This window comes from Pseudomonas sp. B414 (genome assembly GCF_055408445.1).
Window position 1 is genome coordinate 372478 of the sequence record NZ_JBUZTQ010000001.1, and the last position, 22698, is coordinate 395175.

The window sequence follows — 22698 nt, forward strand, 5'->3', positions numbered from 1 at the left end:
TCACAGCATCTTTTCCAGCCCCACACTCTTGCTGAACCAGGCATTGAACCGGCGCCACCAGTTGCCCGGCTCATGGCGCAAGGTGTGCAACTGGCCATTGTCTTCGGTCACCCAGACAATCTTGCCCTGCTCCAGCTTCGGCTCATAACTCAAAGCCGGGGCCATGCCCTGCAGGGCCAGTTTGCGGGCCTCGGCGGCCAGCTCCGGGCTGTCCACCAGCACGCCGACCTCGGTATTCCACAAGCCTGAGCGCGGGTCGAAATTGAACGAGCCAATAAAAGACTTTTGTTGGTCGAAAATCATTGCCTTGCTGTGCAGGCTCGAATCCGAACTCATCCCGGGCTTGAACCAATGGGGGCCACTGCCACCGCTGCTGCCCGGCTGGCGGCGCAATTCGAAGAGCTTGACCCCATGCTCCAGCAACGCCTTGCGATAAGGTGCATAGCCGCCATGCACTACGGGTACGTCTGTGGCCTCCAGGGAGTTGGTCAATAAACGTACATCAACCCCCGAATCGGCACGACCCGTCAGGTACACCAACCCGGTTTCACCCGGCACAAAGTAGGCTGAAACCAAAATCAGCTCCTGATTAACCCCCGCCAGCTCCGGCGCCAGTTGTGTGGTCAGCAGTAAATGCGGGTCCGGCTCGTCCCGGGCCAGTACCTTGCTCGGCGCATCCCACAGCGCCTGATTCCAGGCCCAGACCAGCTCTTTGCGCCACACATCGAGCTGCGGTCTGGTTTCGTACGCGGCCAGCTCCTGATACAGCGCCGGGTTGCGTTGCTGGGCGCGCCTGAGTGAGGCCTCCAGGTGTTTGCGCGCTTTGCCCAGCTCATGTTCAGTCAGGCTTGAGGAGGCAAAATCACCAATCGGCTGGCTCAGGGCACTGTTCCAGTATTGATCGAAGCTGTGGCCCAGTTGCTCGGCCACCGGGCCGACGCCAAGCAGGTCGATATCGGTAAAATTCAGCTCAGGCTTGGCATCGAAATACTCATCGCCCAGATTGCGCCCGCCCACGATCGCCGCGCTGTTATCGGCCAGCCAGAGTTTGTTATGCATGCGCCGGTGCTGGCGCGAAAGGTTGAACAGCCGCCCCATTGCCCGGGTCACGCCGGTGCCACGCCCCAGTTGCAGCGGGTTGAACAGGCGAATCTGGATATTGGGATGGGCCGCGAGGGTGGCCAGAATATCGTCCAGGCCATCACTGGCGGTGTCATCGAGCAGGATGCGCACACGCACACCGCGATCTGCCGCCTTGAGCAGTTCGTCAATCAGCATGCGTGTACTCAAGCCGTCGTGGACGATGTAGTACTGCAGGTCAAGGCTGGTTTGCGCGTTACGAATCAGCTCGGCCCTGGCCCTGAACGCTTCGCCGCTGTTGGGTAGCAGCCTGAACCCCGAACGGCCCTGATACGGCGCGGCCTGGGCCTGGATCGAGCGGCCAAAGGCTGAGTCTGCGGCGGGCAAGGCCTGGGTGGGTTCACGGGGTACGTCCAACGTGGCACAGCCTCCCAGCAAGACAACCAAAAACAATGCGCAAAGTGATTTCAACGGGTAAAGCCTCGGGCCAGACGTCACTGGAGTTAAACGGTATCTGCCAGCAGTTTACTGGCTGCCATACCCACTTTGCGCACCGCTTCTTCAATCTGCGGCGTTGGCTTTGCAGCGTAGTTCATGCGCAAGCAATTACGGTACTTGCCCGACGCGGAAAATATACTGCCCACGGCGATCTGCACCCCCTGATCCAGCAACAGGCGGTTGAGGCGCAGGCTGTCGAAGCCGTCAGGCAGCTCAAGCCACAGCATAAAGCTGCCCTGGGGCCGACTGGCGCGGGTGCCGGGCGGAAAGTAACGGCTGATCCAGCCCAGCATCAGGTCGCGATTGCGCTGATATTGGCTGCGCATTTTGCGCAAGTGCGGTTCGAAATGGCCGTTTTTCAGAAAATCGGCAATCGCCAGTTGCGGCTGCGGCGCTGTCGAGCCGGTGCTGATGTACTTCATGTGCAGCACGCGCTCCAGGTAGCGCCCCGGCGCGACCCAGCCAACGCGCAAACCGGGGGCCAGGGTTTTCGAGAACGAACTGCACAGCAGGACCCGGCCATCGTCGTCGAAGGATTTGATCGTGCGCGGGCGAGGGTAGGTGTAGGCCAGTTCGCCGTAGACATCGTCTTCGATAATTGCCACATCAAAACGCTGGGCCAAGGTCACCAGTGCCCGCTTGCGGGCCTCGGGCATGATATAGCCCAGGGGATTGTTGCAGCTGGGCGTGATCTGGATTGCCTTGATCGGCCACTGCTCCAGGGCCAGCTCCAGTGCGTCGAGGCTGATGCCGGTCAGCGGATCGGTGGGGATCTCCAGCGCCTTCATACCCAGCCCCTTGAGGGTTTGCATGGCGCCATGAAAGCTCGGCGAGTCGACCGCCACGATATCCCCCGGCTCGCACACCGCACGTATGCTGCACGACAGCGCCTCGTGGCAGCCGGTGGTGATTACCAGATCTTCAGCGCTCAGTTGGCAGCCCGAATCGAGTAACAGCCGCGCCAACTGCTCGCGCAGGCCCAGTACCCCGTAGACATTGTCGTAATACAGACCGGGCAAGTCCAGACGCCGGCTGATCTGCGCCAAACTGCGCAGCAGCGGCTTGATGGTCGGTGTGGTGACATCGGGCATGCCTCGTCCCAGCTGGATCACGTCCTTTTGCGGCACCGAGCGCACCAGTTCCAGTACCTGCTCCCACTGCGAAATTTCCACCGGGCGCTGCGCCGGTTTGCCCATGCCCGGCAAGGCGGGCAGCTCACGCTCCATCGGCACAAAGTACCCGGACTTGGGTCGCGGTGAGGCCAGGCCATTGTCCTCCAGCAACCGGTACGCCTGCTGCACCGTGCTCAGGCTCACGCCATGCTCGGCACTTAACGCCCGTACAGAAGGCAAGCGGTCGCCAGGGCGATAAAAGCCCTGTTCGATGCGCGTGCCAAGCAGGTCGGCAAGGTTGACGTAAAGGGTCATGGGCAGGGCTCCCGCAGGGTTGACCGGTACAGATGGGGTTAAAACCGAGGATTCAGCGTTCGAAATGCCTAATCTGTATGCATTTAAAAGGACTTTGCTGAATCTGTCATGGTTTTACGCGCAGGGCCATCATGCTGACTCATGGCAATCGAGTCAAAAGGAGCTGTCTGATGAATGGTTTGAGCGATGTGCGCCTGACGCTGCACAGCCCACAGTTACTGGCCGAGCATGAGGCCAGTCAAATCACCGCCAGTGCCCCGGCCGGCCTGGGTCGCTGGGGCCTGTTCTGGCACCGCGCCCGTAGCCGTCGCGTGTTGCTGAACCTGGATGAGCAACAACTGCGCGATGTGGGCCTGAGCCGGGAAATGGCCCAGCGCGAAGGCTGCAAGCCGTTTTGGCGGCCTTGATTATAGGAGATTGCGGGTTCGGCTATTTATTTGTGGGAGCGGGCTTGCTCGCGATTCAGGCGCCGCGGTGTATCAGGCACACGGCGGCGCCCCTATCGCGAGCAAGCCCGCTCCCACAGGTTTTGCACCAGTGCTGCTAACGCAGTTCTTTCAACCGATGCCACAGCATCCCCAGTGCCAACAGCGGCGAGCGCAGGTACTTGCCGCCGGGGAAGGTGATATGCGGGACTTTGGCGAACAGGTCAAAACCGTCACTGTGCTGACCACTGATAGCTTCGGCCAGCAACCTGCCCGCCAGGTGAGTAGCATTCAGGCCGTGCCCTGAATACGCCTGGGCGTAATACACATTGGGCTGGGCTGGCAGGCGGCCAATTTGTGGCAAGCGGTTGGCACCAATGCCAATCATGCCGCCCCATTGGTAATCGATTTTCACGTCTTTCAGATGTGGGAACACGTCGAGCATTTTCGGACGCATATACGCGGCAATATCCTGCGGATCGCGCCCCGAATAATGACAGGCACCGCCAAACAGCAAACGCCGATCCGCTGACAACCGGTAGTAGTCCAGCGCCACACGCTGATCGCATACCGCCATATTTTGCGGCAGCAAGGCGTGAGCCTGGGCTTCGCTCAACGGCTCGGTGGCGATGATATAGCTGCCCGCAGGCAGCACTTTGCCACTGAGCTGTGGGTTGAGATCCTTGAGATACGCATTGCAGCCCAGCACCAGGCTTTTGGCCCGCACCGAACCCTGGGCCGTGTGTACCCGCACTTCGGGGCCGTAATCGATACGGGTCACGGCGCAGTGTTCAAAAAGCTTAACACCCAGTTGCGCCGCCGCTGCGGCTTCACCCAGTGCCAGGTTGAGCGGATGCAAATGCCCCGATCCCATATCGACAAAGCCGCCGACATAGCGATCCGAACCCACTACGCTATGTACTTCGTTGGCTTGCAGTAGGCGGGTTTCGTGGCGATAGCCCAGATCGCGCAACTCCTGGGCTTCTTCGGCAAAGCCTTGAAGGTCGCGGGGCTTGTTGGCCAGGTCGCAATAACCCCAGGTCAGGTCGCAGGCAATATCGAAGCGTTCGACGCGCTGGCGAACGATTTCCACCGCCTCCAGCCCCATCAGCTTCATTTGCCGTACACCGTCCTTGCCGATAATGCCTTCAAATTGCTCAAGGCCATGGCCGACCCCGCGAATCAGTTGCCCACCATTGCGCCCGCTGGCGCCCCAGCCGATCTTGTGAGCCTCAAGCAAGACCACGCTCATGCCGCGTTCGGCCAGCTCCAGCGCCGTGTTCAGCCCGGAGAAACCACCGCCCACCACGCACACATCGGCCATCAGTTCGCCCTGCAGCACCGGATGATCGGGTTGGGGCAGGCTGCTGGCGGCGTAATAAGAGGCAGTGTGCTGGCTGCGCTGATCCTGGGCGCTCATGTGCGTAATCCTGATTATTGATGTCTGGAAAATTTGACGGAGCATAAGCCGCGCCCTTCCCGTGGGGCAAGAACAGCTGGACGGCGCTGTCTAGGCAGGGGGTTTTCAGGCAGACTCTGTGGCCTTTTCAAAATCGGTAAGTCCTGGATGAGCTGCAACAGTCACAAGATCCGCTTTCTTCGGCAGCAAATCCCCTCGTTTGAATGCGTGCCGGGTTGCCATGACTGCTGCGGGCCTGTGACCACTTCATCCGAAGAAATGGCCCGCCTGCCGCGCAAGACGGCCGCCGAGCAGGAAGCGGCCATGGACGAGCTGAACTGTGTGCATCTGGGGCCCAATGGCTGCACGGTGTATGAAGAGCGGCCGTTGATCTGTCGTCTGTTCGGTACTACGCCGACCCTGCCATGCCCCAATGGCCGACGCCCGGTGGAGATGATTCACCCCAGCGCAGAGAAGCTGGTGCATGAATACATCGCCAGTACGCGGCAGGTGCTGGTCTAGGTTGCAGATCAAAAGCCCCTCACCCTTCGGGGCTGGGGTGAGGGCCGCTGTTAATCCGCAATCGGCAGATTCAGGCTCTCTTTCACTTCTTCCATCACGATATAGCTCTTGGACTCCCGCACATGGGGCAGCTTAAGCAAGATATCGCCCAGCAGCTTGCGGTACGAGGCCATCTCGCTGATGCGCGCTTTCACCAGGTAGTCGAAATCCCCCGACACCAAATGGCACTCCAGCACGTGCGGCAACTTCAACACGGCGCGTCGAAACTCATCAAAGGTATCGCCTGATTTGTAGTCCAGGCTGATTTCCACAAATACCAGCAGGCTGCCCTGCAAGTGCTGCGGGTTGAGCCGGGCGTTGTAGCCCATGATGATCCCTTCGCGCTCCAGCCTGCGCACCCGTTCTGTACAGGGCGTGGTCGACAGCCCGACCTTCTCTCCCAGCTCGGTAAACGAGATGCGACCGTCGACCTGGAGGATGCGCAAAATGTTGCGATCTATCTTGTCCAGTTCACGCTTTGTTTGATGATTTGTGCGCATAGGAGATTCTCCTCCGTGAAAAGCGATTAGCCCGAGAATTGTCGCCAAATATAGCTGCTTATACAGTGAATTCCACTAGCCAATGCTTCATATACTGCGCTCATCTTCGCTCTGAACAATAAACGTCTGCGGCTGGCCGCGATGAGGGATATAAATATGCGAGTTATGGTATTGGGTGGCGGCGTTATTGGTACTGCCAGCGCCTATTATCTGGCCCGAGCCGGTTTCGATGTGGTCGTCGTGGACCGTCAACCCGCCGTTGCAATGGAAACCAGCTTTGCCAACGCCGGCCAGGTGTCCCCGGGCTATGCTTCGCCGTGGGCCGCACCGGGCGTGCCGCTCAAGGCAATCAAATGGCTGCTGGAGCGCCACGCGCCCCTGGCAATCAAGGCCACTGCCAATATCGACCAGTACCTGTGGATGGCGCAGATGCTGCGCAACTGCACTGCCAGCCGCTATGCCGTGAACAAAGAGCGCATGGTCCGCCTGTCCGAGTACAGCCGTGACTGCCTCGACGAACTGCGCGCTGAAACCGGCATTGCCTACGAGGCTCGTAACCTGGGTACTACCCAGCTGTTCCGCACCCAGGCGCAACTGGATGGCGCAGCCAAGGACATCGCGGTTCTCAAGGAATCCGGCGTGCCGTTCGAGCTGCTTGACCGCGCCGGCATTGCCCGGGTTGAGCCCGCACTGGCCAGCGTCACCGACATTCTGGCCGGCGCCCTGCGCCTGCCAAACGACCAGACTGGCGACTGTCAGATGTTTACCACCCGCCTGGCTGAAATGGCCAAGAACCTGGGTGTGGAATTCCGCTTCGGCCAGGATATCCAGCACCTGGACTACGCAGGCGACCGTATCAATGGCGTGATGATCGACGGCAAGCTCGAAACCGCCGACCGCTACGTTCTGGCATTGGGCAGCTACTCGCCGCAGATGCTCAAACCACTGGGCATCAAGGCCCCGGTGTACCCGCTCAAGGGCTACTCGCTGACCATTCCGATCACCAACCCGGACATGGCCCCGACCTCGACCATTCTCGACGAGACCTACAAAGTCGCGATCACCCGTTTCGACAACCGCATTCGCGTTGGCGGTATGGCTGAAATCGCCGGTTTTGACCTGTCGCTGAACCCGCGTCGACGCGAAACCCTGGAGATGATCGTTAACGACCTTTATCCTCAGGGCGGCGATCTGAGCCAGGCCAGCTTCTGGACCGGCCTGCGCCCGACCACGCCGGACGGTACGCCGATTGTGGGCGCCACCCCGTTCAAGAACCTGTTCCTGAACACCGGTCATGGCACACTCGGTTGGACCATGGCCTGCGGCTCCGGTCGTTTCCTGGCTGATGTAATGGCCAAAAAGACCCCGCAAATCAGCGCCGAAGGCCTTGATATTTCCCGCTACGGTAACCACCAGGAGGCTGCAAAACATGGCAATCCAGCGCCAGCTCACCAATGAACGCATGAGCCAGATCGTTTCCCATAACGGCACGGTTTACCTGTCGGGCCAGGTCGGCGACGACATGAACGCCGGGGTTGCACAGCAAACCCGTGAAACGCTGGCCAATATTGAGCACTTGCTGGACCTGGCGGGCACCGACAAAAGCCGCATCCTGTCGGTCACCATCTACCTCAAGGACATCGATGCCGACTTTGCCGGCATGAACAGCGTCTGGGATGAGTGGCTGCCTAAAGGCGTCGCCCCGGCCCGTGCCACTGTTGAAGCCAAGCTGTGCGAACCGGAAATTCTGGTCGAGCTGTCTGTTGTGGCGGCTCTGCCATAAGCTTTTTGCTCCAGTAACAGTCCCTCTTGCGGTGCAGCACGCGGTTCACGCTGCGGGTTTGCACCGCTTTTTTATTCTTTTGCCCGTTAGAAGCCCGCCGCCATGCGCCCAGCCCGTGCCCTGATCGACCTCCAAGCCCTGCGCCACAATTACCAACTGGCCCGTGAAGTCACGGGGGCCAAAGCCCTCGCTGTGATCAAGGCCGATGCCTACGGCCACGGTGCCGTGCGCTGCGCCCAGGCCCTGGAAGCACAAGCCGATGGCTTTGCCGTGGCCTGTATTGAAGAAGCACTGGAACTGCGCGCCGCCGGTATCCGCGCGCCCATCCTGCTGCTTGAAGGTTTTTTTGAAGCCGATGAACTGCCACTGATCGTCGAACATGACTTCTGGTGTGTGGTGCATTCGCTGTGGCAACTGGATGCAATCGAGCAGGCCAGCCTCGCCAAACCGATCCACGTGTGGCTGAAACTCGACAGCGGCATGCACCGCGTCGGTTTGCACCCCAACGACTACAAGGCCGCTTACCAGCGCCTGCAGGCCAGCGCCAACGTGGCCAAAATTGTGCTGATGAGTCACTTTGCCCGCGCCGATGAGCTCGATTGCACCCGCAGCGTAGAGCAAGTCGCTGTGTTCCTGGGGGCTCGCGCCGACTTGACGGCAGAAATCAGCTTGCGCAACTCGCCGGCGGTACTTGGCTGGCCACGCGTGCCAAGTGACTGGGTACGCCCGGGGTTGATGCTATATGGCACCTCGCCATTTGAAGAGCCCCAGGCCACTGCATCACGCCTGCAGCCGGTGATGACGCTGGAGTCCAAGGTGATTTGCGTACGCGAACTGCCTGCTGGCGAACCGGTGGGCTACGGCGCCAAATTCATTACCCCAAAGCCAATGCGTATTGGCGTAGTGGCCATGGGTTATGCCGACGGCTACCCACGCCAGGCACCCACCGGCACGCCGGTGCTGGTGGCCGGTGTACGCAGCCAGTTGCTGGGCCGGGTATCGATGGACATGCTGTGCATCGACCTCACCGATGTACCGCAAGCCGGGCTAGGTTCCACGGTTGAACTGTGGGGTAAAAACATCCTCGCCAGTGAAGTGGCCGCCAAGGCAGACACCATTCCTTACCAGATCTTCTGCAACCTCAAACGAGCGCCACGCCTCTATTCCGGGAGCTGATGGGTTGTATCCAATGTGCGGGGGCAAATGGGCACCCGGGTTTGAAGTCGAAGTGTTGTAAATACTGAACGCTATCGCCATCATGGCGACTTCTCGACTTGAATCTGCCCCAGGAGGCTCCCGCATTGGACGTCGGTGAACGACTGCAATCCATCCGCAAACTCAAAGGCCTGTCACAGCGTGAACTCGCCAAACGTGCGGGCGTCACCAACAGCACCATTTCGATGATCGAAAAGAACAGCGTGAGCCCTTCAATAAGCTCCCTGAGAAAAGTGCTGAGTGGCATCCCCATGTCCATGGTCGAATTTTTTTCCGAAGAGATCCTTCAAGAGAATCCGACTCAGATTGTCTACAAAGCCAATGAGCTGATCGACATTTCCGATGGCGCCGTGACCATGAAACTGGTCGGTAGGGCGCATCCGAGCCGGGCCATCGCCTTTCTCAACGAAATTTACCCGCCGGGTGCTGATACCGGGGACGAAATGCTGACCCATGAAGGCGAAGAAACCGGGATTTTGCTGGAAGGTCGCCTAGAGTTAACCGTGGGCCTGGAAACCTTCGTGCTTGAAGCGGGTGACAGCTACTATTTTGAAAGCTCAAAGCCCCACCGCTTTCGTAATCCGTTCGACGTTGCGGCGCGACTAATCAGCGCAGCCACCCCGGCGAATTTCTAAAACAGAGGCGCCCTGCCTGTTTGCAGAGGCACCCGATGATGCATTTCGCCAGCTCTATTCCCCCTTTGTCTTTAGGGTTGTTTCAGAGAGGCGGGCTAACCGTTATACTTTCGCCGCCCGCGAAACCGTGGTTGTGGGCGTGAATAGCCACCATTGAGGGTGAACGCGTGAACCTAATTATGAAAATGCTGGCCGTACCAGCAGCAGTAGTGGCCCTATGGGCAGTCAACGCTCAGGCCGCAACGAACGATGACATCGCAAAACGTCTTGAGCCAGTCGGTAAAGTCTGTGTTCAAGGGCAAGAATGCAAAGGGATGGAAGTGACTGCCTCTGTGGGCGGCGGTGGCATGACAGCCGATGACATCATTGCCAAGCACTGCAGCGCCTGCCACGGCACCGGCCTGCTGGGCGCACCGAAAATCGGTGACACCGCAGCCTGGAAAGAACGTGCCGATCACCAGGGCGGCCTTGATGGCATCCTGGCCAAGGCCATCACCGGTATCAACGCCATGCCGCCAAAAGGCACGTGCATGACCTGTACCGATGACGAGCTCAAAGGCGCCATCGAGAAGATGTCCGGGCTGAAATAAGCCGAACGTCCCTGAAAAAGCCGCTGATGGGCGGCTTTTTTGTGCCCGGGATTTGAGCCATACCGCACCATCCGCTCGCTATCGCGTCTATATTCAAAGATAGATAAGGAGAGTCAGATGGTGCAGTCCTGTTCGATCGAGCGCGCAGTCGATGATGTGCTGGCGCGTCTACCCGTGCATATTCACTTGGGCCTGCCGCTGGGGCTGGGCAAGGCCAACCGGTTCGTCAACGCGCTGTATCAGCGGATCAAGCTATTGCCCGAGCGCCAGTTGACGATCTACACCGCCCTGAGCCTCGGCCGCCCGCCACTTGGCGATGGTTTGCAGCGGCGGTTTCTGGAGCCTTTTATCGAGCGGGTTTTTGGTGATTACATCGAGCTCGATTACCTCGCGGATCTGCACCGCAACAGCCTGCCCGCCAATATCATCGTCGAGCAGTTCTTTATGCAGCCGGGCAGCCTGCTCAACAGCCCTGCTGCCCAGCAGGACTACGTGAGCAGCAATTACAGCCACGCGGCCCGGGATATCAATGCCAGCGGCCTTAACCTGGTGGCTCAGCTGGTGGCCCGCCACCCTGAAGATGCAGGGCGCCTGAGCCTGAGCTGCAACCCCGACATTACCCTCGATTTATTGCCCATGATTGCCAAACGGCGAGCGGCGGGCGAGACCATTTTGATGCTGGGTCAGGTGCACAGTGACATGCCCTATATGCTCGGCGATTCGGAACTGAGCATCGATGATTTTGACCTGTTAATCGACGAAGATGAGCGCACTACGCTGTTTTCTACCCCCAATATGCCGGTCAACTTGCAGGACCATATGATCGGCTTGCACGCCAGTACCCTGATACGCGACGGCGGCACCCTGCAGATTGGCATTGGCTCGATGGGCGATGCGCTGAGCGCAGCCTTGCTCGCACGCCAGGGTGATAACGATGGCTATCGCGCCCTGCTCGACGATATTGATATCACCCCGTGGAGCACGCTGATCGAGCAGCAGGGCGGCGTCGAGCCATTTACCCGCGGCTTGTATGGTTGCAGCGAGATGTTTGTCCACGGCCTGATGGTGCTGGCCGATGCCGGGATTGTGCGGCGCAAGGTCTATCCGGATGTTGAGCGCCAAGCCCAGGCTAATGCTGGCACCCTGGATGAAAGCCTGGAAAGTGACGGCGTGAGCATCCATGGCGGTTTTATTCTCGGCCCTCGCGACTTTTACCAGCGACTAAGGGAATTGCCCCACAGCAAACGCCGCGAATTCAATATGACCGCCATCAGCTTTATCAACGAGCTGTATGGCCAGGAGGACTTGAAGCGCCTGCAAAGGCGCGATGCACGCTTTGTGAATAGCGCCTTCACTGCCACTTTGCTCGGCGCTGCCGTAGCTGATCAACTCGAAGATGGTCGGGTGCTTAGCGGAGTGGGAGGGCAATATAACTTCGTTGCTCAGGGCCACGCCCTGCATGATGCGCGCTCGGTAATCATGTTGCGCAGCTGGCGCGAGTCGGGCGGCGATGTGAGTTCCAACATTGTCTGGGAGTACGGCCACTGCACCATCCCGCGGCATTTGCGCGACATAGTGGTCACCGAATATGGCATCGCCGATTTACGCGGCAAAACTGACCGCAAGGTGATCGAAGCGTTGCTTAATATCACCGACTCGCGTTTTCAGACGGAATTGATCGCCCAGGCGCAACAAATCGGCAAACTGCCCAAAGACTTTAGCCTCGACCCACGGTTTGCCGACAACAGCCCGGAACGCTTGCAGGAGATTGCCGCCAGGCACCCGCGTCTGTTCCCGGAATACCCGCTGGGCAGCGATTTCAGCGCGCAAGAACAAGACCTGCTGCGAGCGTTGAACTGGCTCAAGAGCAAATTCAAGCTCACGCAGATTTACCAGCTGGGCAAGGCCACGCTGGACGCACCTTCGCCGCAGGCATTCCCCGAGCACCTGGCGCGCATGCAGCTCGCACAACCTGACGGCTTGCGCGAAGAACTGTACCAGCGCCTGCTGCTGGCGGGGTTGCAGGCCACGAAGCTTTCGTAGCAGCTGCTACGCGGGTGACGCATCACCCGGCGGCAGGTGTTACTCGATAAAGGTCACTTTACCGCCCGCCAGGGATTTGACCCGGGCCAGGGATTCTACGCGGTAGCCCTGTGCGTCCAGCTCGGCACGGCCGCCCTGGAACGACTTCTCGATCACGATGCCCAGACCGGCAACGGTAGCGCCCGCTTGCTTGATGATCGAAATCAACGCCTGCGAAGCCTTGCCGTTGGCCAGGAAGTCGTCGATCACCAGTACACGGTCACTGCTTTGCAGGTGGCGCGGAGAGATGGCAACGGTGCTTTCAGTCTGCTTGGTGAACGAATACACCGTGGCCGACAGCAGGTTTTCAGTCAGGGTCAGGGACTGGTGCTTACGCGCAAAAATCACCGGCACGCCCAGGTTCAAGCCCGTCATCACCGCAGGGGCAATGCCCGACGCTTCGATAGTGACGATCTTGGTGATGCCCGAATCCTTGAACAGACGCGCAAACTCGTCGCCGATTTCTTTCATCAGCGCAGGGTCGATCTGATGGTTCAAAAAGGCATCAACCTTCAAAACCTGATCGGAAAGCACGATGCCTTCTTCGCGAATTTTCTTGTGCAGTGCTTCCAACGTAACGTCCTCAAATAGCGCTTATGCGCTGAAGGTAGAGTAAAAAATAGTCAATTCTAGCGTTTTAGCATCGCGCGTATATCGGCCAATGCTGTATTGCCGCGAACCGCTTTGACTTCAGTAGGGGTGTCGTCGTTGCCTTCCCAGGCCAGATCGTCCGGCGGCAACTCATCAAGGAAGCGGCTAGGCGCACAATCGATGATTTCGCCGTACTGCTTGCGCTTGGCCGCGAAGGTAAACGCCAGGGTCTCACGGGCACGGGTAATGCCCACGTAGGCCAGACGCCGTTCTTCTTCAATGGTGTCCGCTTCAATACTGGAGCGGTGCGGCAGGATTTCTTCTTCCATGCCCATGATGAACACGTAGGGAAATTCCAGGCCTTTGGAGGCGTGCAAAGTCATCATCTGCACGCCTTCGGCGCCGTCTTCCTCTTCCTGCTGACGCTCAAGCATGTCGCGAAGCACCAGCTTGCCGATGGCTTCCTCGATGGTCATGGCGCCGTCTTCGTCTTTCTCAAGGGTGTTTTTCAACGCCTCGACCAGAAACCAGACGTTGGACATGCGGTAGTCCGCGGCCTTGTCACTGGAGCTGTTGGTGCGCAGCCAGTTCTCGTAATCGATGTCCATGATCATGCTGCGCAGCGCGGCGATCGGGTCTTCACCCGAGCAATGCTCGCGCACGCGATCCATAAAGCGCTTGAAGCGCACCAGACGATCGGTAAAGCGGGCATCCAGATGCTCGCCCAGGCCGATTTCATCGGTGGCGGCGTACATCGATATCTTGCGCTCGGTGGCGTAGTTACCAAGTTTTTCCAGGGTGGTCGAACCGATCTCGCGCCGTGGGACGTTGATCACCCGCAAGAAGGCGTTGTCGTCATCCGGATTCACGATCAGGCGGAAGTAGGCCATCAGGTCTTTCACTTCCTGACGTCCGAAGAAGCTGTTACCGCCCGACAAGCGGTATGGAATCTGATGATGTTGCAGCTTCAATTCGATCAGTTTGGCCTGATAGTTCCCGCGATACAGAATCGCAAAGTCGCTGTACGGTCGATCAGTGCGCAAGTGCAGGGTGAGGATTTCGACAGCAACGCGCTCGGCTTCGGCGTCTTCGTTGCGACAGCGGATCACCCGGACTTCATCACCGTGGCCCATCTCGCTCCACAGTTGCTTCTCGAACTCGTGGGGGTTGTTGGCAATCAGCACGTTGGCGCAGCGCAGGATGCGGCTGGTGGAGCGATAGTTTTGCTCCAGCATCACCACTTTCAGGGACGGGTAATCGTCCTTGAGCAGCATCAGGTTTTCCGGGCGGGCACCGCGCCAGGCATAGATCGACTGGTCGTCGTCGCCGACCACGGTGAACTGATTGCGCTTGCCGATCAGGTATTTGACCAGCAAGTACTGGCTGGCGTTGGTGTCCTGATACTCATCCACCAGTAGGTAACGCACCTTGTTCTGCCACTTTTCCAGAATGTCGGCGTGTTCTTCGAACAGCTTCACCGGGAGCAGGATCAGGTCGTCAAAATCTACCGCGTTGTAGGCTTTGAGCGTGCGCTGATAGTGGGTGTAGACGATGGCTGCCGTCTGTTCCTTGGGGTTGCGCGCGTTTTCCAGCGCCTGGGGCGGCAGGATCAGGTCGTTTTTCCACGAGCCGATCATATTCTTGATCTCGTCGACCCCGTCATCGCCCGAGTATTCCTTTTGCATGATGTCGGTCATCAGCGCCTTGACGTCTGCCTCGTCAAAGATCGAGAACCCCGGCTTATAACCCAACCGCGCATGTTCCTTGCGGATGATGTTCAGCCCCAGGTTGTGGAACGTGCACACCGTCAAGCCGCGGCCTTCACCCTTTTTGAGCAGGGTACCGACACGCTCTTTCATCTCGCGGGCGGCTTTGTTGGTAAAGGTCATGGCGACAATGTACTGGGCACGGATGCCACAGTTCTGGATCAGGTGCGCGATTTTACGGGTAATCACGCTGGTTTTGCCCGAGCCCGCACCGGCGAGCACCAATAGAGGGCCGCCGACGTAGCTCACGGCTTCTTGCTGCCGGGGATTGAGTCGGGACATAACGAGATCAGGGGTCGTGTGTAAAAAGGGCGGGCATTTTAACAGGCTGGGCGAATATTGCTGCCTCTGTGCGACGGTGTGACATGCCACAGCATCTAAATTTGCCGCTTTTGTTACTTTCACGCAGGATATCGGGTGCATTTGCAGCTACTGTAGGGTTAATGCAGCAAACGCGTATTTGATAACCAGTGTCATTGCCATTGGTTGCTGGCACGTCATAATGCCCACCGCCCGAATTTATGCAGAGTCTAGGGAGCTAGCTTGTCTACGCCTGTCGAACCCTTGCGTTTGCTGCTACTGGCCGAAGAGCCATCTTGGGCAGCGCTGTTGCGCGAGTGTCTGGCGCCAATGGGAAATGCGGCCGTGATGATGAGCGCGCCGAGTTGGGAATCGGTCAGCCATCTGTTCGAGAACGATCGCAATGCGCTGCTCCTGACCACCCCGGCCCTGCAGCCTTCAGCGGGCCGCTGCCGCTTGCCCACGGTTTTGTTGCTCGACAGCGAACCTGCGACCACGCCCCAGGGTGTCAGCGACTGGCTGGTTGGCAGCAGCCTGACGCCCGATGTCCTGCGTCGCTGCCTGCGCCATGTGCGTGAGCGCGGACTGCTGGAGCACACCCTGCAACGCCTGGCCGAAGAAGACCCGTTGACCGGTATTGCCAACCGCCAGGGCTTTCAGACCCTGCTGGCCGTGCGCCTGGCTGAAAGCGACGGCCGCGGCATAGCCCTGGGCCATCTGGACCTCGACAACTTTCGGCACGCCAACGATGCATTGGGCCATCAGGCTGGCGACCGCCTGATCCTGCAAGTGGTGGCGCGCCTTAAAAGCCAGCTTGAAGCCGGCGACCAGCTGGCACGCCTTGGCAGCGATGAATTCGCCCTGTTGATCAATACCCATCGCGCGCCTGAGCGGGCCGAATGGATGGCCGAGCGCATTACCGAAGTGATGGCCGAGCCCTACTGGGTCGACGGCGAAAGCCTGCTGATCGGCTGCAGCCTGGGCATCGCCCATGCCCGCGCCAACGCCGGGGCCGACCCATTGATGTGGCACGCGCATATCGCCATGCAACAGGCCAAGAGCACCCAGGGCTGCACCTTTCACGTATTTAACGAACGTATCAACCGCAATGCCCGCAGCCTGGCCGACCTCGAAAGTGAGCTGCGCCGTGCCTTGCGCCGTGACGAGCTGGAGCTGCATTACCAGCCGCGCCTGGACCTTGGCACGGGGCAGATAGTCGGCCTTGAGGCGCTGGTGCGCTGGCGCCACGCCGAGCGCGGCCTGCTGGCGCCCAGTGAGTTCGTGCCACTGGCCGAGCAAAGCGGGCTGATCGTGCCGTTGGGCTACTGGGTAATTTCCCGGGCCCTGCGCGATATGCAGGCGCTGCGAGAACGCGGGCTGGAACCGTTGCATATGGCGGTCAACCTGTCGTTTCGCCAGTTCCAGGACAGCCAGCTGCTCTCGACCCTCAGCCGTTTGATCATCGAACGTGGGGTTGAAGCGCAATGGCTGGAGTTTGAACTGACCGAAACCGCCGTAATGCGCCGCAGTGACCTGGTGAAACAGACCATGGACGCCCTGGGGCGTCTCGGCGTGCGCTTTTCGCTGGATGATTTCGGCACCGGATTCTCATCCTTTGTGCACCTCAACAGCCTGCCGATTGCGCTGCTCAAGATCGACAAAAGTTTCGTGGGCGGCATGGAAAGCCGCGAAGAGAACCGCAAACTGGTGCACGCCATGATCAACCTGGCGCACAACCTGAAACTGGAAGTGGTGGCCGAAGGTGTCGAAACCCCGGAGCAGCTCGACCTGTTGCGGGGTTTTGGCTGTGATCAGGTGCAGGGCTACTTCATCAGCAAACCGCTACCGCTGGCAGAGCTGGTTGAGTATTTGACGTTTGGCGCGCAGCAGCAGGTGCCACAGGCTATTTAGGCCTCGATTGGATCTGTGGGAGCGGGCTTGCTCGCGATGGAATCGCTGAGGTTCGCCTGACAGATCGCGGCGCCTGCATCGCGAGCAAGCCCGCTCCCACTAAAGCCAAGTCAGAACCAGCCATCTGTCCCGACAGTTACACCGCGCCCAAGCCCGCCACTCTCTGCGCCTTGCGCTCCTGCTTGAGCATGCGCCGTACCTTCCACTCGAACGCCAGGGTCAGGCTGATCGCCGCACAGGCCAGGCCCATTGCCAGGCCCCACCAGACACCGGCTGGCCCCCAACCGAAGGTAAAGGCCAGCATCCAGGCCATCGGCGCGCCGATCACCCAGTAGCAGAACAGCCCCACCAGGAAGGTGGTCTTGGCATCCTTGAGCCCGCGAATCGCGCCCATGGCGATGGTTTGCGCGCCATCAAACAACTCAAACCATGCCGCTACCGCCAGCAGGCTGACCGCCAGTTCGAACACCGGGCGGAATGCCGGGTCGTTGTAATCCAGGAACAAACCCACCAGTTCCTTGGGCCAGAACCAGAACACCACGGAAAACCCGAGCATTACAAAGGCACCAAAGCCAATACCGACCCGGCCCGCCAGCCGCGCCCGCTGCAAGTCACCACCACCATAATGCTGGCCAATACGCATGGTGATCGCATACGACATGCCTGCGGGCACCATGAACGCCGTCGAAACGATCTGCAAAGCGATCTGGTGCGCCGCCAGTGGCGTGCTGCCCATAGTGCCCATGCACAGCGCCGCGAAGGCAAACAGCCCGACTTCCACCGCGTAGGTACCACCAATCGGCAGACCAAGACGCCACAGTTCCCGCAGATACGTCAGATTGATCCGCGACAGGCCTTTACTGATCGGATACGCGTCGTAGGCCGGATGCCGATGAATATGCCAGGCCAGGCCCAGCGCCATGCAGGTAGCGACTATCGCCGTGACCAAGCCGATGCCCATCAAACCCAGTTTGGGCAGGCCGAACATACCGGTAATCAGTGCGTAATTGAGCAAGAAGTTGGCCACGGTACCGATCAGACTGATCACCATCACCGGCGTTGCCCGGCCCATCGCACTGGTAAAGCCGCGCAGGGCCATAAAGGTCATATAGCCGGGCAGGGCAAACGGCAGCAGCATCAGAAACTGGCCTGCGGCTTCAACGTTGGTGGGCGTCTGACCAAATAGCAGCAACAGTGGCTTGATATTCCACAGCATGACCGCGCCGCCCAACGCCAGCGCCCACGCCAGCCATATCCCGGCCTGGGTCAGGCGGGTTGCGCCTTCAATGTCGCCAGCACCTTGGCGAATCGATACTAGCGTGCCCACGGCAGCGATTACGCCAATGCAGAAAATCGACACAAACGAATAGCTGGCCGCACCCAGACTGCCGCCTGCCAGAGCCTCCGGGCTCAGGCGCGCCATCATCAGCGTATCGGTCAGCACCATCAACATATGCGCCAACTGCGAGGCGATCAGCGGCCCGGCCAACCGCATAATGGCCCCGAGCTCGATACGTACAGGATGCTGTTTGGTCATCGGTAAAATTTCTATAGGTGCGTTGAAAGCCCTGATTCTCGGCGCCTTGAGCGTTTTAAGCAAAGGGATAAAAACGATCATTGGCATGATTTATACTCATGCTAGCCTGTATCTTTTGTGCCACCCCCTGTTGCGCTATAGGAATATTCGTAATGGCTCGTAGCCTTCCTCCGCTTTATGCCTTGCGCGCCTTTGAGGCAGCCGCTCGCCACAGCTCATTCACCCGGGCGGGCGAAGAGCTGTCGATCACCCAGAGCGCTGTCAGCCGCCATATCAAAACCCTGGAGGCGCATTTCGCCTGCCGGTTATTCCAGCGCAGTGGCCGCAGCCTGCAACTCACCGAAGCCGCCCGCCTGTTGCTGCCGGGTGTTCGCGAAGGGTTTGCCGCCTTGGAGCGCGCCTGCACCACTTTGCGCGCCGAAGATGACATCTTGCGCATGAAAGCCCCCTCCACCCTGACCATGCGCTGGTTATTGGCCCGCCTGAGCCGTTTTCGCCACTTGCAGGCGGGCAACGAAGTGCAACTGACCAGCGCCTGGATGGACATCGACAATGTCGACTTCAATCAGGAACCGTTCGACTGTGCTGTGTTACTGAGCAATGGTCACTTCCCCCCCGATTGGGAGGCCACGTTGCTGTTCCCGGAAATGCTGATCCCGGTTGGAGCCCCCAATGTGCAAGACGATCAGCCTTGGGACGCCAAACGCCTGGCTGCCACCGAGCTGCTGCACCCCACGCCCGACCGCCGCGACTGGCGCCGCTGGCTCGACTGCATGGGCCTGAGCGGGCAAGTTTCACTCAAGGGCGGGCAAGTTTTCGACACCCTGGAGCTGGGCATGATTGCCGCTGCCCGGGGTTATGGCATTTCCATGGGCGACTTGCTGATGGTGGCCGAAGACGTTGCCCAAGGACGTCTGAGCCTGCCGTTCCCGGCTGCGGTGGCCAGCGGCGACAATTACTATCTGGTTTGGCCCAAGACCCGTCCCGGCGGCGAACGCTTGCGCCGCCTTAGCGACTTTTTGCAGCACGAAGTCGCCGCGATGGTGCTGCCAGATGTCGAGCAGTTGCGCTAACCGGTTTGCTCAGCCACTGAGCGGCCGATACTGCAACGCCTCCGCCAGATGCTTGCGCTCTATGTTGTGCACCTGCTCCAGATCCGCCAGGGTTCTTGCCACTTTCAACAACCGATGCGCTGCCCGCAGTGACAGGGTCATGCGCTCGCAGGCGGCCTCCAGCCAGCTGTTATCCACATCGCTCAAGCGACACTGGGCACGCACCCCCGGCAGATCGAGAAAGGCGTTGGCGCAACCCTGACGCTGCAACTGCCGTTCTCGCGCCGCAGCTACCAGGATGGCGGCCTTGGCCGTGGTGTCGTCTGAGGCCATTGGCGGGTTAAGGGTAGTGGTTTCCCGGGCCACGGTCAGGTGCAGGTCAATGCGATCGAGCAACGGGCCTGACAGTTTGTTGCGGTAGCGCTGAATTTGCTCCGGTGTGCAGCGGCAGCGCCCCGTAGGTTCGCCTAAATAACCACAGGGGCAGGGATTCATCGCCGCGACCAGCTGGAAACGTGCCGGAAAGCGCATTCGATCTCTCGCCCGCGCGATCACGATAAAGCCGGACTCCATGGGCTCTCGCAAGACTTCCAGAACCTTACGGTCGAACTCGGGAAGCTCATCGAGAAACAAAACGCCGTGATGGGCCAGGGTAATTTCACCGGGCTGGGGTTTGGAGCCACCGCCCACCAATGCCGGGCCGGAAGCCGAGTGGTGGGGTTGGCGAAACGGTCGCTGCGGCCAGTTGTTGAGCGGCACATGGCTGGCCACCGACTGTATGGCCGCGACTTCCAGCGCTTCCTGCTCATTGAGCGGCGGCAACAAACCGGGCAGGCGGCTGGCCAGCAGGGTTTTGCCGGTGCCGGGCGGCCCGGTAAACAGCAAATTGTGACTGCCCGCAGCCGCGACCAATAACGCCCGCTTGGCCGAAAGCTGCCCCTGGACATCGCTCAGGTCGGGATAAGGTTTGCTGATATGCAGCAAGCCGCTGGGGACATACGGCTCAATCACTGCGCGACCGGCGAAATGGGCCACCACCTGCAACAGGTGCTCAGCCGCGATCACCGTCAGCCCGCAGGCAAGGCTGGCTTCCTCGGCATTGGCCAGCGGCACCACCAGCGCCCGGCCCGCTGCCCGTGCCGCCAGGGCTGCAGGCAATACGCCCTGCACTGACCTGATTGCCCCCGATAACGCCAGTTCGCCCAAACACTCCACTTGCTCCAGCACCACAGCCGGGAGTTGCCCGCTGGCCGCCAAAATGCCCAGGGCAATGGCCACATCAAAACGCCCGCCGTCCTTGGGTAGGTCGGCAGGCGCGAGGTTAAGGGTGATCCGCCGGGCCGGAAAATCCAGCCCGGAATTGATGATTGCGCTGCGCACCCGGTCTTTACTTTCCTTCACCGCTGTTTCGGGCAAACCGACCAGGGTCAACGCTGGCAAGCCATTGGCCAGATGCGCTTCGACCGTAACGGCAGGGGCTTCGACTCCCACCTGGGCACGGCTGTAAACAATCGCCAGAGCCATCACTCATTCCTTGAGTTTGCAAAAAAACCATGGTGCGCGAATCAGCAGCCAAGGGCAGGCATGGAATGGATACGGGATGTTAACGGGCATGGGAACACGGCATGTGAGCTGCCAAAGTGGGGTTGCAAATAAACCTTAAGACCCTATTATTAACCAATAACGTTATGCATTAATTATGATAATGAGCTTTAAATGTAACCGCACAGAACATCTGTATCGAAGCGGCAAGACGCGCTTATGGTCAGACATTCTCAATGTAATTGAGCGAAAATTAACCATGCTCGACGCGGCAAGCGTGCTGACAGATTTAGGCTCACCCCCCGGCAACCGCCTGGAAGCTCTCAGCGGAACACGCAAAGGCCAGCACAGCATTCGTATCAACGGACAATGGCGAATCTGCTTTATCTGGGGTGAAAAAGGCCCTGAAGCTGTAGAAATCGTCGATTACCACTGAGGTCATCATGATCAAGAACGGCATGCGTCCGGTTCATCCGGGTGAAATCCTCAAGGAAGAATACCTTGAGCCCCTGAACCTCTCGTCCGCGGCTTTGGCCCGAGCGCTCGGCGTGTCGACGCCGACGGTAAACGATATCGTGCGGCAGCGCCGTGGCGTCAGTGCCGATATGGCATTGCGGCTGTCAATTTGCCTGGCGACCACGCCAGAGTTCTGGCTGAACCTGCAAACCACTTACGACCTGCGCAAGGCGGAAATCGAACGCGGTGCAGCGATTCGCGAGCAGGTGGCCCCCCTTCACCACTGCGCCTGACTCACAGCTCCAACGCTTTGGTCCCCAGATCCTCGGCAAAACGCAACAAGTAACCATCGGGGTCGAGCAGCAAAAAGTTGCGCTCGCCAAACAGCACATCGTTGCTACGGTACCAGCGCTCTTCCAGGGGTTTGCGCAGAGTGTGCCCAGCGGTTGCAAGGCGCTCGATCAGGCCTTGGGCATCCGGGCATTTGATCGACAGGTTCATACCCCGACCCAATGGCGGCTCCAGCGGCCCGACCCGCCAGGAGGACTCTTCAAGGTCATCCTGCTCCAGCATCAACTGGCTGCCATGGAACGACAGAAACGCAAAAAGATGCTCGGGCCGTTGATACTCGATCCTGAAACCGAGCACTTCACAGTAAAAGTGCAGACTGCGTGAAAGATCCGAGACGATCATCTCGGGCACCAGCGGGTTCATCACCAGCATACAAAAACGTCCTTGTTCAGATAGGTGAATGCACCGCCTTTGAGCGTTACTCGCTTGGCGGCAACAACCTGGCTTCCAGTTCGGCCACTTTGGCTTCCAGGCTTTCAAGGCGGGCGCGGGTACGGGCCAGGACCACCATCTGGCTGTCGAACTCTTCGCGGCTGACCAGGTCCAGTTTGCTGAAACCGCTTTGCAGCAAGGCTTTGAACTGGCTTTCGATTTCGTTGCGCGGCAGCGCGGTTTCGCCACTGAACAAACGTGAAGCATGGCCGCCAAGGGCGTCGAGAAAATCTTTGGGCGCGAGCATGGATAAGGTCCTTAAAACTGATGGTGGCGAGTGTATCACGGGGTCTCGGGGCTAAATGCCGATGGCTTTCTGCACATTTTTCGCGCATCACCCACGCCTGTCGCGCACCATCTTCGAGCACAAATGCCCCGGCAAATCAGGCAAAAAGCCATCAACGTCCGCTAAATCGCTGTAATTATTGATTTTTCCAGACATGGCAAGGTTTCTGCTAAGACCACTATGACTCATGCACTGATGCAGTAGCTGTGACGAAGGCAGTGCGGCAGGTGGTTCAAGGAGTGTTTTCGTCACCAGCGATTTACACACGTTGTACAGCCT

22 protein-coding genes are annotated in these 22698 nt (G+C 59.3%); 12 read left to right on the top strand and 10 right to left on the bottom strand.

Translation table 11 applies throughout. The annotated features are described in order from the left end of the window. Window positions 1–1551, bottom strand: a complete 1551-nt coding sequence (locus tag ACZRMH_RS01770; protein ID WP_464011882.1) for a phospholipase D family protein — start codon at window positions 1549–1551, stop codon at window positions 1–3. Between the two features lie 32 nt (window positions 1552–1583). Beyond that, entirely contained in the window at window positions 1584–3005 is a 1422-nt protein-coding gene (locus ACZRMH_RS01775) for an aminotransferase-like domain-containing protein (RefSeq protein WP_464011883.1), read from the bottom strand. A gap of 170 nt (window positions 3006–3175) precedes the next feature. On the opposite strand from ACZRMH_RS01775, the gene ACZRMH_RS01780 reads away from it, so the two are divergent. Further along, complete coding sequence (locus tag ACZRMH_RS01780; protein ID WP_464011884.1) at window positions 3176–3412, top strand: DUF1127 domain-containing protein; 237 nt, start codon at window positions 3176–3178, stop codon at window positions 3410–3412. 136 nt (window positions 3413–3548) lie between these two features. On the opposite strand, the gene ACZRMH_RS01785 is transcribed toward ACZRMH_RS01780, so the two are convergent. Further along, a complete protein-coding gene (locus ACZRMH_RS01785; RefSeq protein ID WP_464011885.1) occupies window positions 3549–4850 on the bottom strand; it encodes an NAD(P)/FAD-dependent oxidoreductase in 1302 nt (433 codons plus the stop codon). A gap of 147 nt (window positions 4851–4997) precedes the next feature. Here ACZRMH_RS01785 and ACZRMH_RS01790 point away from each other — a divergent pair, with 147 nt between their 5' ends. After that, the gene (locus tag ACZRMH_RS01790) at window positions 4998–5351 is read left to right on the top strand and encodes a YkgJ family cysteine cluster protein (RefSeq protein ID WP_003437837.1); all 354 of its coding nucleotides are present in this window, start codon (window positions 4998–5000) and stop codon (window positions 5349–5351) included. A 50-nt stretch (window positions 5352–5401) separates the two neighbouring features. On the opposite strand, the gene ACZRMH_RS01795 is transcribed toward ACZRMH_RS01790, so the two are convergent. After that, on the bottom strand, window positions 5402–5890 hold the full coding sequence (locus tag ACZRMH_RS01795) for an Lrp/AsnC ligand binding domain-containing protein (protein ID WP_016782681.1): 489 nt from the start codon (window positions 5888–5890) through the stop codon (window positions 5402–5404). A 156-nt stretch (window positions 5891–6046) separates the two neighbouring features. Between ACZRMH_RS01795 and dadA the strand changes: the two genes are divergently transcribed. The 6 genes from dadA to ACZRMH_RS01825 all read left to right on the top strand — a co-directional run bounded on the left by dadA (window position 6047) and on the right by ACZRMH_RS01825 (window position 12156). Next, window positions 6047–7348 (top strand): D-amino acid dehydrogenase, encoded by a 1302-nt coding sequence (gene dadA / locus ACZRMH_RS01800; protein ID WP_464011886.1) that lies wholly within the window; start codon window positions 6047–6049, stop codon window positions 7346–7348. Beyond that, complete coding sequence (locus tag ACZRMH_RS01805; protein ID WP_464011887.1) at window positions 7320–7673, top strand: RidA family protein; 354 nt, start codon at window positions 7320–7322, stop codon at window positions 7671–7673. Before dadA ends, ACZRMH_RS01805 begins: the two co-directional genes overlap by 29 nt. A gap of 102 nt (window positions 7674–7775) precedes the next feature. After that, window positions 7776–8849 (top strand): alanine racemase, encoded by a 1074-nt coding sequence (alr, locus tag ACZRMH_RS01810; RefSeq protein ID WP_464011888.1) that lies wholly within the window; start codon window positions 7776–7778, stop codon window positions 8847–8849. 125 nt (window positions 8850–8974) lie between these two features. After that, the gene (locus tag ACZRMH_RS01815) at window positions 8975–9523 is read left to right on the top strand and encodes a cupin domain-containing protein (RefSeq protein WP_464011889.1); all 549 of its coding nucleotides are present in this window, start codon (window positions 8975–8977) and stop codon (window positions 9521–9523) included. Between the two features lie 179 nt (window positions 9524–9702). Further along, entirely contained in the window at window positions 9703–10113 is a 411-nt protein-coding gene (locus ACZRMH_RS01820) for a c-type cytochrome (RefSeq protein WP_464011954.1), read from the top strand. Between the two features lie 117 nt (window positions 10114–10230). Then, the gene (locus tag ACZRMH_RS01825; protein WP_464011890.1) at window positions 10231–12156 is read left to right on the top strand and encodes an acetyl-CoA hydrolase/transferase C-terminal domain-containing protein; all 1926 of its coding nucleotides are present in this window, start codon (window positions 10231–10233) and stop codon (window positions 12154–12156) included. Between the two features lie 39 nt (window positions 12157–12195). On the opposite strand, the gene ACZRMH_RS01830 is transcribed toward ACZRMH_RS01825, so the two are convergent. Then, a complete protein-coding gene (locus ACZRMH_RS01830) occupies window positions 12196–12768 on the bottom strand; it encodes a xanthine phosphoribosyltransferase (protein ID WP_464011891.1) in 573 nt (190 codons plus the stop codon). A 56-nt stretch (window positions 12769–12824) separates the two neighbouring features. After that, a complete protein-coding gene (gene rep, locus ACZRMH_RS01835; RefSeq protein ID WP_464011892.1) occupies window positions 12825–14834 on the bottom strand; it encodes a DNA helicase Rep in 2010 nt (669 codons plus the stop codon). A gap of 261 nt (window positions 14835–15095) precedes the next feature. Here rep and ACZRMH_RS01840 point away from each other — a divergent pair, with 261 nt between their 5' ends. Then, a complete protein-coding gene (locus tag ACZRMH_RS01840; protein ID WP_464011893.1) occupies window positions 15096–16763 on the top strand; it encodes a putative bifunctional diguanylate cyclase/phosphodiesterase in 1668 nt (555 codons plus the stop codon). 136 nt (window positions 16764–16899) lie between these two features. Here the strand turns inward: ACZRMH_RS01840 and ACZRMH_RS01845 are convergent, their stop codons facing one another. Next, entirely contained in the window at window positions 16900–18300 is a 1401-nt protein-coding gene (locus tag ACZRMH_RS01845; protein ID WP_464011894.1) for a NorM family multidrug efflux MATE transporter, read from the bottom strand. Between the two features lie 152 nt (window positions 18301–18452). Here ACZRMH_RS01845 and ACZRMH_RS01850 point away from each other — a divergent pair, with 152 nt between their 5' ends. Continuing rightward, window positions 18453–19373 (top strand): LysR substrate-binding domain-containing protein, encoded by a 921-nt coding sequence (locus ACZRMH_RS01850; protein WP_464011895.1) that lies wholly within the window; start codon window positions 18453–18455, stop codon window positions 19371–19373. A gap of 9 nt (window positions 19374–19382) precedes the next feature. On the opposite strand, the gene ACZRMH_RS01855 is transcribed toward ACZRMH_RS01850, so the two are convergent. Next, window positions 19383–20876 carry a YifB family Mg chelatase-like AAA ATPase gene (locus ACZRMH_RS01855; RefSeq protein WP_464011896.1) on the bottom strand — a complete coding sequence of 498 codons (1494 nt, stop codon included), beginning with the start codon at window positions 20874–20876 and terminating at the stop codon, window positions 19383–19385. 175 nt (window positions 20877–21051) lie between these two features. Here ACZRMH_RS01855 and ACZRMH_RS01860 point away from each other — a divergent pair, with 175 nt between their 5' ends. Continuing rightward, window positions 21052–21330: a type II toxin-antitoxin system RelE/ParE family toxin gene (locus tag ACZRMH_RS01860; protein ID WP_464011897.1), complete on the top strand. Its 279-nt coding sequence runs from the start codon at window positions 21052–21054 to the stop codon at window positions 21328–21330. A 7-nt stretch (window positions 21331–21337) separates the two neighbouring features. Next, entirely contained in the window at window positions 21338–21643 is a 306-nt protein-coding gene (locus ACZRMH_RS01865) for a HigA family addiction module antitoxin (RefSeq protein WP_464011898.1), read from the top strand. 1 nt (window position 21644) lies between these two features. Here ACZRMH_RS01865 and ACZRMH_RS01870 read toward each other — a convergent pair whose 3' ends face one another. Next, window positions 21645–22073, bottom strand: coding sequence for a bleomycin resistance protein (locus ACZRMH_RS01870; protein ID WP_464011899.1), 429 nt, complete (start codon window positions 22071–22073; stop codon window positions 21645–21647). Between the two features lie 46 nt (window positions 22074–22119). Continuing rightward, the gene (locus ACZRMH_RS01875; protein WP_095003968.1) at window positions 22120–22380 is read right to left on the bottom strand and encodes an accessory factor UbiK family protein; all 261 of its coding nucleotides are present in this window, start codon (window positions 22378–22380) and stop codon (window positions 22120–22122) included. Window positions 22381–22698: the final 318 nt, after the last annotated feature.